The sequence below is a fragment of the Pseudomonadota bacterium genome (assembly GCA_026388215.1).
Classification (GTDB): Bacteria; Desulfobacterota; Syntrophorhabdia; order Syntrophorhabdales; family Syntrophorhabdaceae; genus JAPLKF01.
Genome location: JAPLKF010000025.1, coordinates 17,667 through 27,908 on the forward strand (window position 1 = coordinate 17,667; position 10,242 = coordinate 27,908).

Genomic DNA, 10,242 nt, shown 5'->3' on the forward strand with positions numbered 1-10,242 from the left:
TTGGCATTTCTTGAAGTAATCAATATTGTGAAGGATTTTGGTGGACTCGTTGCAAACAATAATGTCTCTTTCGGGATTGAAGAGGGAGAGATTATAGGCTTAATAGGTCCAAACGGCGCCGGGAAGACAACCCTTTTTAATTGCATTGTAGGTTACTATAAACCTGATTCCGGAAAAGTAATATTTAAAAATAAAGATATAACAGGACTTAACCCTTTTCACACCAGCCGCCATGGAATTGGCAGAACCTTTCAAATTATGAAGGTAACAGCAGGAATGACCGTTCTTGAAAACGTTATGGTAGGCAGCTTTTGCAGAACAGATGACCGTCATGTTGCAAAGACAGAAGCCATCAGCACGCTTGATTTTTTAGGTCTGGAAGGAGTAAAGGAATACCATATAAATGAATTACCCATAGCCATGCAGAAAAAAGTGGGGCTTGCAAGGGCGCTGGCTACAAAGCCTGAGATGCTAATGCTTGACGAGGTTGCCTCAGGTCTTAATCATGCCGAGAGCGAAGAAATGGTTGCGCTCTTAAGAAGGCTAAATACAGAGAAGAAGATTACGCTTTTTCTCATCGAACATATCATGGAAATGGTTATGTCTGTATCCCAGCGCGTGATTGTTCTCGACAGCGGTGAAAAGATTGCAGAAGGTTTACCGGGTGAGATTGTTAAGAATGATGATGTAATAAAGGCATATCTGGGAGAAAAATATGCTAAAAGTCACTGAGATTGAGGTTCGCTATAGCGGTATCCCTGTGATTCATAATGTGTCCCTTGAGGTCAGAGAAGGTGAACTTGTTACTGTTGTGGGCTCAAATGGTGCAGGTAAATCAACGCTTCTCAAAACCATCGTCGGAGCGCTTCATCCTGCGAGAGGGACAATACAATTTGAGAATAAAGAGATACAAAGACTATCAACACCCGCAATTGTTAAGCTTGGTATTACATATATCCCTGAAGCACGTCTGATATTTGGACCATTTACAGTGGAAGAGAACCTTGAAATTGGCGCATATGTTCTGAATAATACAGAAGAGACGAAAAAGAACCTTGATTTCGTATACAGCCTTTTTCCTCGTTTAAAAGAAAGACGCTTGCAGCTCAGCGGAACATTGAGCGGTGGGGAACAGCAGATGCTTGCAATCGGAAGAGGTTTGATGTCGAGTCCAAAGCTTTTAATGCTTGACGAACCATCTCTGGGGCTTATGCCAAAACTCGTTGATGAAATGCTTGAAGCTGTCTCAAAATTAAGGGAAATAGGGAAAACAATCCTTCTTGTAGAGCAGAACGTTTTTGAGTCCCTTGAGCTTTGTGACAGGGGATATGTGCTTCAAACAGGAAGGACTGTTCACGAAGGCACCGGAAAGGATTTGCTCAATACCGAAGAAATAAAAAAGGCATTTCTTGGATTGTGAAAAGTTGAAAGATAAAAGTATTATGGTACATTCAACTATGAAAAAGATTCATCATCTCCATCCGTCAGAAACCAGAAAACTCATCCGTAAGGGCAAATGGGACAAGCCTACACCGGGGCTTGCTATGGGTTATGCACAGGCAAACCTTGTTATCCTGCCATCTAAATATGCCTTTGATTTTCTCCTTTTTTGCCAGAGAAATCCAAAACCTTGTCCTGTGCTTGAAGTGCTTGAGCCAGGCCAATATAGAACAACATTTCTGGCTCCTGATGCGGATATAAGAACAGACATTCCCTTATACAATATTTACAGGAAGGGGAAATTAATGTCTGTTCAGAAAAATATTATGGAAATATGGAGAGATGACTTGGTAACATTTCTCCTTGGATGCAGTTTTTCCTTTGAAGAAGCATTAATCAGGGCAAAAATCCCTGTTCGCCATTTAGAAGAAGAAAGAAATGTGCCTATGCATATTACAAACATTCCTTGTAAACCTTCTGGAATATTTCGGGGCCCTATGGTTGTGTCAATGAGACCTTTACCTGCTGACAAGGTCATCCATGCTATCAAAGTTACCTCACAGTATGCATCTGTTCACGGAGCACCTATCCATATCGGTGAACCTTCCGCTATTGGTATCAAGGACTTAAATAAACCGGATTTTGGTGACCCGGTCACAATCAAAAAAGGTGAAATTCCTGTCTTCTGGGCTTGTGGTGTAACCCCGCAGGCTATTGTAATGCAAGCAAAAGTAGACTTATGCATCACCCATGCACCAGGTCATATGTTTATTACAGACCTTCTAAACGAGGAATTAGCCATATTGTAACTGTTTTCATTGTCATTATTCCCCGTGTATTAATTTTATTGACAGCAGTTTTTGGTTTTAATAATATTGAAACTGGTATAATGCGTTTTTTTATAAAAAAAGGGAATATCTTGTCAGGGAGGAGGGGACCATGACCGTTGGTATTGTGAGAGATGAGATATTCTTAGAACATATTACGGACGATTATCATCCTGAAAACCCGGACAGGTTAAGACACATTTATTCCATGCTTAATAGTATAGATAAAGATGGAATAGTATATGCACCTCCGAGGAAGGCTACACATGATGAGATTGCCCTTAATCATGAACTATCTTATATAGATTCCATAGCAGCGACCAAAGATAAGGCTCAAAAAAGGCTTGACCCCGATACTGTCACATCTCAAAAGTCATATGATGCATCCTGTATGGCAGTTGGCGGGGTTCTCAAACTTGTAGATATGTTAGTTGCCTCTGAGATTAATAATGGCTTTGCCCTTGTGAGACCACCGGGACATCATGCTGAAAGGGCAAGGGCAATGGGGTTCTGCATATTTAATAACATTGCAATTGGTGCAAGATACCTTGAAAAAATCCATAATCTAAACAGGATACTTATTGTGGATTTTGACCTTCATCATGGGAACGGGACACAGCACAGTTTCTATAGAGATTCTAAAATACTTTATTTTTCGACCCACCAGTATCCATATTATCCAGGCACCGGATGGTATGAAGAGGTAGGAGACGGGGAAGGAGAGGGATATACTGTAAATATCCCTTTTTCTTATGGTATGGGGGATGATGACCACGTGTATGCATTCAGGGAAGTTCTGGTACCCCTTTCTGATTTGTATAAACCGGAAATCATACTGGTGTCAGCAGGTTTCGATTCTTACTATAATGATCCGTTAGGCGGGATGGCTGTGACTGAAGGTGGTTTTGCCATGATGACAAGGATAATTTTAGATATTGCAGAAAAACATTGTAATGGCAAGGCGCTTTTTGCCCTTGAAGGGGGATATGACTTGAGCGGGCTTGCGAATTCGGTAAAGGCTGTAATAATGGAAATGAAAGGAACACCTATATTTATCCCGGATAAAAAGGCAACTCCTTCAGGCGAAGTTATAAGGATTGTGAACAAGGTAAAGCAGGTGTTAAGCCCGTACTGGGGAAAGCTTTAACCCTATTCTTTCCATATCATATCTTTTAATTCCTTACCAACCTTAAAGTAAGGAAGTTTTTTTGGCCCGACGCTTACTACTTCACCGGTTTTTGGGTTCCTTCCTGTATATGACTTATATTTTCTTATAGAAAAACTCCCGAAGCCCCTTATCTCCACCCTCTCGCTAATTATAACGGCTTTCTTTATAGTGTCTATGATAGCATCGACCGCTATTTTTGCGATCTTTTGGTTTAAATTTGTATCTTCTGCGAGCCTGTTAATTATATCCATCTTGTTCATGAAAAGTACCTCCTATTGATTTTCTATCACATATTTGAATGCATTTCTAAATATTTTTAACCCATCCCCTTCCTCTTCCAGACTTTCCCTTGTCCACCGTGGGTGCTGGGTGTAATGGACATACGCCTCAGGATGTGGCATAAGCCCAAATATCCTTCCGGTAAGGTCACACAAACCAGCTATTGCGTCGGTTGAACCGTTAGGATTATAAGGATATTCAATACTGGTATTACTCTTTTCATCCGCGTATTGCATCACAATGTGGCCATCTTCTTTAAGATGTTCAAGTGTCTCCATACTATCAACTACAAGTTTCCCCTCTCCATGTCTTACTGGAAGATAGATTTTATCCATATTCTTGGTAAAGATGCAATGAGAAAATTTATTAGTTTTTAAATATACCCATCTATCTTCAAATCTTCCAGAGTCATTGAAGGTAAGGGTAACAGATTGCTTATTGTGCCTATCCTTTAATCCTGGCAACAATCCTGTTTTCACGAGTAGTTGGAATCCATTACATATACCGAGAATAATCTTGCCATGGGAGACAAATTTTATTAATTCATCAAGGAATCTTTGCTTTGAATCATTCATTTTCTGGTATTTCCATTTGACAGCCTGGGCTTTTGCAGAGCCGAGGTCATCGCCGTCAAGGAAACCACCAGGAAGGTTTATAAATGAATAGTTGTGTATACTCTTCGTGTTTTTCATGAGTGAATTTATATGCACAAGTTCAACATCAAACCCGACAAGGCGGTGTGCATAAGCGGTTTCATATTCACAGTTTATTCCGTTCCCGAACAATACCAAGCTTTTAGGTCTCTTTTTTCTCATGTCGCGTAACTATGTAACCCTGATAGTATAAAATTCACACCAAGGTAAGTAAAGATAACACTTAAAAAACCGATTATGGATAGCATGGCAATCCTTTTTCCCCTCCACCCCTTTACAAATCTTGCGTGGAGAAAAAGGGCATACACTATCCATGTTATCAAAGACCAGGTTTCTTTTGGATCCCAGCTCCAGTAGGAGCCCCATGCATAATGTGCCCACACAGCGCCTGTCAATATACCGGCGCTTAAGCTTGGAAAACCAACAACGATGCTCCTGTAATTTATCTCCTCAAGGGTTTCTTCAGGGGGTATGACCCCTTTCCATTTAATCAGGTAGAGAAGACCACAGATAAAGGATATTACAAATGCGGCATAGGAAATAAAGCATGTGATGACATGTATATGGAGCCAGTTACTCTGCAAGGCAGGGATCAGTGGTTGTATATGCTGTTCTATTGATGGGGAAATAGATGCATAACCCATAAAGAAAAGGGCGATGAGTGAGGCAAACATCGTGATTATGGGGAATGACAACCTTTTTTTCATTATTATTTGAACAAAGCTCACACACCATGCATAGAAGATAAGCGATTCATAAAAGTTTGATAAAGGCGCATGCCCTATGTTGAGTTTGTAAGATTCTATCCATCTTAAGACCAGCCCGAAGGTGTGCAATCCAAGGGTTATATAAAGGGTAGCCCATATTAAGGTTATAATCTTCTCCTTTTTAAGAGAAAAATACAGGATGTGCATGAAAAAGAGGAGTAAATAAAGCAGTGTAACAATGCCAAGGACCTTATGATTGATTACCATAATGTTTTTTTAACCTTTCGAACTCTTCTTTTAAGGCTTCCCTGTTTTTAGAGGCAACCCCGGCAACAATTATACCATTTGAAGCCTTCCTGATGAAAACCTTTCTATGATAAATAAAGAAGTTCATGTATAACCCAACGAGGATAAAGGCAAACCCAATCCAGACAATCCATACACCGGGGTCTTTTGATACCTCAAGGCCTGTATATAACTCATCCCTTATATCTTCGAGCCGGATATGTGTACCCTGAATATCCTTTTCCCTTAGCCTCTCTACATCTTTTAAAAACCATAAAGTTTTTGGTTCACCTTTCTCTAAATATGCGATGAGCACCCCGGGACCAAAATCGTGGATCATACCCTCGAATCTTGCAACCATCAAAATGAGGTCATTCTTCTTATATGTATCCCTTTCTCTTAAAATGACATTTTCCCCACCAATGTTGAAGAGGAATGAAGGCGTGCTTCCATAACTTGCCTGATATACATGTATGCCTTTATAATTGAGGGGGTCGTTTACCCTTATATCCTTTTCTAAAACAATATTACCATTTTCAATTACCTCCACAGTACTCACATAATCCTTTGGTTCGCCACCCGGATAAAAACTTGCCTTGAAATCCTTGCATCTGAGGGCAAATCCAAGGGGCCGTTCTTTTATATTATCACCCCTTATGGTTATCTGATCCCTTACCTCCCCCTTCTTTAACATCATAAAACCTTTATACCCGAATATTAAGCCAATAAAACTCCCTAAGAGAATAACGATAATGCTTGCATGTATCGTGAGGACTCCATACCTTGACAGAGCACCTTTTTCTAATACTATCCCCTTCTCTTCTTCATGAATAGAGTGGTATCTTTTTTTTAGTTTCTTGATTGCTTCTACGCTATCTTTCCCTTGTATCTGGAAATGCATCTCCATATTGGTGAGCGTATTTTCATCGGGTAATTTCACATCTCTCTCACTCCTCACAAAACGGATAAATCTTCCAAGGGTACAGATGATTAAATTGGCTGCGAAAAGTATAATTAACGTAAAAAACCATGGGGAATGATATGTATCATCCAGACCAAGTAATCTTATAATATTATAAGTATTTTCAGAATAAATGGAGAGATATTCTTCTACAGAAGCCTTTTGTTTTATAAAAGTTCCAAAGAGAGAGCCGATAGCGATGAAAGAGAGGAGAAATATTGTAAACCTTATGGACGTAAGAAACTTATAGATATGGTCGATTAGATGTTTTTTAGGGCTGGATTTCCCATCCCCTCTATTATTTTTTATGGCATTCATTACACTTTGTAGGAGCGTTTATCCCTTTTGCCAGGACATCCTTATGGCAGGTCAGGCATTTCTTGTGGAATGCATCCTTTGCCACAGGTTCATTATCCTTCGCTTCCCTCAAGAGATGGCACTTTAAACAACTTTCAGGTTCTTTCGGGTCTTTATCTTTGTGGTGACAGGCTGTACAGTCTATCTTTGCCTTTTCAATATGTGTTGTGTGTGAAAAGGCAACAGGTGGAAGCTTTGCCCCTTCGAGTATAATAGAAATTACCTCTGGAGGTTTTTTTTCTGCAACTGCGGGATTAAAAGCATAGAGGAGCGAAAGGAGTAATGAAAAAAAAACAACAAGTATGAGAGATTTTTGTTTCATACACTCCCCCTGGAAAATTTTTGACATGTTATCTTAAAAAAATATATTAAGTCAAGGGTTTAAAACCGTTCGCTTAATTTCATTGAAATTGAGTCTTTACCTGTGTGATACTTGAAAAGGTTCAAAAATGGGTCTTATCAATCTGCTTTTTAGAAATCCTTTGGTTTTTATTCTTGTGGCGATACCGCTTTTATACTCGATTATTATTCATGAAGTAGCTCATGGCTGGGTGGCAAACAAAATGGGAGACCCGACTGCTAAGTGGCTTGGCAGATTGAGTCTTAATCCGATAAAACATCTCGATCCTATTGGAACCCTTATGCTATTGGTCTTTGGATTTGGCTGGGCAAAACCTGTTCCTGTAAATTTTAACAACCTGCACGATACACGTAAGGGGCTGATATTTGTATCCTCTGCAGGGATTGTGGCCAATATCATTTTAGCCTTTTTTTCCTTTTTTCTTCTTCGTCTTTTATCCCCATCTGAGGTTATATCAACTATTCTCTATTATATGGCTCAGATTAATATCATGCTTGCAGCCTTTAACCTGATCCCAATCCCACCACTGGATGGTTCAAAAATACTCATGGGTTTTTCATCGAGAAGGTTTCAATATTCCCTTGCGAGGCTTGAACCCTATGGAATGTTTATCATCATTGGTTTGCTTTATCTTGGTGTTTTGAATCCCCTCATAGCCTTTTTTCAGTGGATTATTTTAGCATTCATAGGAATTTTGCTGCCATAATAATTTAGTGGCCAGTATCCAGAACAAAAGCTTTGGGGGCAATTCTACTTCTGACTGCTGAAATTTTATTTTAAATCTATTTGCCGTAATTTTTAGCAAGATAATCTATGATAATTTTTGCTTCTTCCTCTGTCCCAGGGGCACCACGAACATTCATCATACGCATTACAGTGGTTTTCCATTCATTCATTGTTTTTTTCTTTGATTTAGGCCTATCAAGACTATGGCATCCACTGCATTTTTTCTCAAAAAGGTTTTTTGCATCAACTTCGGCCTTTTCAGCGCTATGGGTAGGAGAAAAAGATAAAGCTAAAAACAGAAACCCCAAAGTATATACAGCAATGTTTTTCATTTAATGCCCCCCTTACGTCTTATTGAGAAACCATATATTTTAATTGATAACCACCATATTTTCAAGGTTGAATATAAGGTAGAATTTCGTGTGTAAGTGGGTTATAATAAGAGCGGAAAGGGTTAAAAATGAAGAGTATGGGTAGTGACTTTGATATAGTCAACAAGTTTTTGGAACGCAGACTCCAGCAGGCGGACATTAAAACTATCCTCAATGCCTTAAGCGCAGCTGAGCGTGAAGAATTCCTGGTTAAGGTTGCAGATGTGCTCGGGAAGCTCACAGCGCTCCTGGAAGTGTCGAAAAAGGTTTCAGATACCTTAGAACTCGATACCCTGCTCACCCGCATGATTGAAATTACAACTGAGGCAATAAACACTGACCGCGGTTCACTATTTTTAAATGACAAAAAAGCAGGGGAGCTTTTTTCGAGAATTGTAAAGGGGGAGTTAAAGAGCGAGATTAGATTTCCTAACCATATGGGTATTGCAGGTGCTGTCTTTAAAAGTGGTGAACCAATTATTATAAATGATGCCTATGGTGACTCAAGATTTAACAAAGAGGTTGATAAAAAAACGGGCTACAGGACGAAAAATATACTCTGTGCACCCATAAAAACAAGAAACAACGAAATAATCGGCGTTGTCCAGTTGCTCAATAAAAAGGATGATGATTTCCGCGAGGACGATCTGACGCTCTTGGAGGCAATTACATCACAGGCCGCAGCGGCCTTGCAGAACGCTCAGCTTTTTGATGAGGTACAGAAGGCAAAAGAGGAGGAGTCACAGCTTTTGGAAATTACCACGGCAATCTCCTCCGAGTTACAACTACAACCTCTGCTTGCAAAAATAATGGAAACAACCACGGAAATCCTCGATGCAGACAGGAGCACGCTCTTTTTATATGATGAAAAAACAAAAGAGCTGTGGTCTCAGGTTGGGCAGGGACTGGAGATAAAGGCAATAAGGTTTCCCAGCCATCTTGGTATAGCGGGAACAGTTTTTACGACAGGTGAAACGATTAACATACCGGAAGCGTATAAAGATTTAAGGTTCAACCCGGAGATTGATAAGAAAACAGGATATATTACGAAGACCATTCTCTGTATGCCTGTAAAAAACAAGGAGGGGAAGACCATCGGTGTTACCCAGGTGCTAAATAAGAAGGGAGGGCCCTTCACAAAGGTAGATGAAAACAGGCTCCGTGCCTTTTCTGCTCAGGCATCAATAGCAATTGAAAATGCCAGGCTTTTTGATGATGTGCTTAACATGAAAAACTATAATGAGAGCATCCTCGAAAGTATGAGTAACGGCGTTATAACACTGGACGACGAGAAACGGATTGTAAAATCCAACTCCGCTTCTTTGAGGATATTGAATACAAGCGTGGAAAACATTATAGGTATTTCTGCAGATGAATATTTTTCAGGTAAAAATGTATGGATTATAGAGAATATTGATCGTGTTATTGAAACAGGAAAACCTTACCTTGCAATGGATGCAGAATTTTTTATTTCTGATGGGAAAAAGGTTTCGGTAAACTTAATGGTGGTTCCCCTCATCAATATTAAAAACGAGTCCATTGGATCAATGCTCGTGTTTGAGGATATAACCAAAGAGAAACGTCTTAAAAGTACTATGGCCCGCTATATGACCAAAGAGGTAGCTGAAAAATTGTTAGAGGCAGGCGATGCCATGCTGGGTGGACAGGCACAAGTTGCAACGGTACTTTTTTCTGACATACGGAGTTTTACGGCTATTTCCGAAAGGGTCGGCGCCCAGGAGACGGTGAGTATGCTCAATGAGTATTTTACAATAATGGTTGACATTATTTTCAATTATGGGGGCATTCTGGATAAGTATATTGGAGATGCTATCATGGCTGTATTCGGGGTACCGTTTATGACCGGTGAAGATGCAGACCATGCTGTTATGGCAGCAGTAGATATGTTAAGGGCATTGAGGGATTTTAATAGAGAGAGGGCGAAAATTGGTAAGAGCCCTATTAATATCGGGGTTGGAATAAATACCGATGAAATTGTAGCCGGGAATATCGGTAGTATGAAAAGGATGGATTATACTGTTATAGGGGATGGTGTGAATCTTGCATCCCGACTTGAGGGGGCAAACAAATACTACGGAACAAGTCT

At 39.9% G+C, this 10,242-nt stretch carries 12 protein-coding genes; 6 read left to right on the top strand and 6 right to left on the bottom strand.

Features of this window, described 5'->3' with window-relative positions:
• From NTU69_01955 to NTU69_01970, 4 genes are all read left to right on the top strand, one after another.
• The gene (locus NTU69_01955) at positions 1 to 732 is read left to right on the top strand and encodes an ABC transporter ATP-binding protein (protein ID MCX5802291.1); all 732 of its coding nucleotides are present in this window, start codon (positions 1 to 3) and stop codon (positions 730 to 732) included.
• Complete coding sequence (locus tag NTU69_01960) at positions 716 to 1,420, top strand: ABC transporter ATP-binding protein (GenBank protein ID MCX5802292.1); 705 nt, start codon at positions 716 to 718, stop codon at positions 1,418 to 1,420. The genes NTU69_01955 and NTU69_01960 overlap by 17 nt, the downstream gene beginning before the upstream one ends.
• Before the next feature lie 37 nt (positions 1,421 to 1,457).
• Entirely contained in the window at positions 1,458 to 2,249 is a 792-nt protein-coding gene (locus NTU69_01965) for a putative hydro-lyase (protein MCX5802293.1), read from the top strand.
• Positions 2,250 to 2,379: 130 nt separating this feature from the next.
• On the top strand, positions 2,380 to 3,414 hold the full coding sequence (locus NTU69_01970) for a histone deacetylase (GenBank protein ID MCX5802294.1): 1,035 nt from the start codon (positions 2,380 to 2,382) through the stop codon (positions 3,412 to 3,414).
• A gap of 2 nt (positions 3,415 to 3,416) precedes the next feature.
• On the opposite strand, the gene NTU69_01975 is transcribed toward NTU69_01970, so the two are convergent.
• Genes NTU69_01975 through NTU69_01995 form a run of 5 tightly spaced genes read right to left on the bottom strand, consistent with a single transcriptional unit; the run spans position 3,417 to position 6,999 of the window.
• Complete coding sequence (locus NTU69_01975; GenBank protein ID MCX5802295.1) at positions 3,417 to 3,695, bottom strand: integration host factor subunit beta; 279 nt, start codon at positions 3,693 to 3,695, stop codon at positions 3,417 to 3,419.
• Between the two features lie 12 nt (positions 3,696 to 3,707).
• Positions 3,708 to 4,529: a phosphoribosylformylglycinamidine synthase subunit PurQ gene (locus tag NTU69_01980; protein ID MCX5802296.1), complete on the bottom strand. Its 822-nt coding sequence runs from the start codon at positions 4,527 to 4,529 to the stop codon at positions 3,708 to 3,710.
• The gene (gene ccsB, locus NTU69_01985) at positions 4,526 to 5,281 is read right to left on the bottom strand and encodes a c-type cytochrome biogenesis protein CcsB (GenBank protein ID MCX5802297.1); all 756 of its coding nucleotides are present in this window, start codon (positions 5,279 to 5,281) and stop codon (positions 4,526 to 4,528) included. Before ccsB ends, NTU69_01980 begins: the two co-directional genes overlap by 4 nt.
• A gap of 43 nt (positions 5,282 to 5,324) precedes the next feature.
• Complete coding sequence (locus NTU69_01990; GenBank protein MCX5802298.1) at positions 5,325 to 6,638, bottom strand: cytochrome c biogenesis protein ResB; 1,314 nt, start codon at positions 6,636 to 6,638, stop codon at positions 5,325 to 5,327.
• Entirely contained in the window at positions 6,619 to 6,999 is a 381-nt protein-coding gene (locus tag NTU69_01995; GenBank protein ID MCX5802299.1) for a cytochrome c3 family protein, read from the bottom strand. Before NTU69_01995 ends, NTU69_01990 begins: the two co-directional genes overlap by 20 nt.
• A 127-nt stretch (positions 7,000 to 7,126) precedes the next feature.
• On the opposite strand from NTU69_01995, the gene NTU69_02000 reads away from it, so the two are divergent.
• Positions 7,127 to 7,744 carry a site-2 protease family protein gene (locus NTU69_02000; GenBank protein MCX5802300.1) on the top strand — a complete coding sequence of 206 codons (618 nt, stop codon included), beginning with the start codon at positions 7,127 to 7,129 and terminating at the stop codon, positions 7,742 to 7,744.
• Positions 7,745 to 7,820: 76 nt separating this feature from the next.
• Here the strand turns inward: NTU69_02000 and NTU69_02005 are convergent, their stop codons facing one another.
• Entirely contained in the window at positions 7,821 to 8,096 is a 276-nt protein-coding gene (locus NTU69_02005) for a hypothetical protein (GenBank protein MCX5802301.1), read from the bottom strand.
• 128 nt (positions 8,097 to 8,224) lie between these two features.
• On the opposite strand from NTU69_02005, the gene NTU69_02010 reads away from it, so the two are divergent.
• Positions 8,225 to 10,242 (top strand): GAF domain-containing protein (locus NTU69_02010; protein ID MCX5802302.1); only part of this gene is annotated, 2,018 nt, incomplete at its 3' end.

What these genes read in the sequence shown, in the direction of transcription:
- NTU69_01960 (MCX5802292.1), top strand. Translation starts at nt 716, where the DNA reads ATGCTAAAAGTCACTGAGATTGAGGTTCGCTATAGCGGTATCCCTGTG.
- NTU69_01965 (MCX5802293.1), top strand. Translation starts at nt 1,458, where the DNA reads ATGAAAAAGATTCATCATCTCCATCCGTCAGAAACCAGAAAACTCATC.
- NTU69_01970 (MCX5802294.1), top strand. Translation starts at nt 2,380, where the DNA reads ATGACCGTTGGTATTGTGAGAGATGAGATATTCTTAGAACATATTACG.
- NTU69_01975 (MCX5802295.1), bottom strand. Translation starts at nt 3,695, where the DNA reads ATGAACAAGATGGATATAATTAACAGGCTCGCAGAAGATACAAATTTA.
- NTU69_01980 (MCX5802296.1), bottom strand. Translation starts at nt 4,529, where the DNA reads ATGAGAAAAAAGAGACCTAAAAGCTTGGTATTGTTCGGGAACGGAATA.
- ccsB (MCX5802297.1), bottom strand. Translation starts at nt 5,281, where the DNA reads ATGCACATCCTGTATTTTTCTCTTAAAAAGGAGAAGATTATAACCTTA.
- NTU69_01990 (MCX5802298.1), bottom strand. Translation starts at nt 6,638, where the DNA reads ATGAATGCCATAAAAAATAATAGAGGGGATGGGAAATCCAGCCCTAAA.
- NTU69_01995 (MCX5802299.1), bottom strand. Translation starts at nt 6,999, where the DNA reads ATGAAACAAAAATCTCTCATACTTGTTGTTTTTTTTTCATTACTCCTT.
- NTU69_02000 (MCX5802300.1), top strand. Translation starts at nt 7,127, where the DNA reads ATGGGTCTTATCAATCTGCTTTTTAGAAATCCTTTGGTTTTTATTCTT.
- NTU69_02005 (MCX5802301.1), bottom strand. Translation starts at nt 8,096, where the DNA reads ATGAAAAACATTGCTGTATATACTTTGGGGTTTCTGTTTTTAGCTTTA.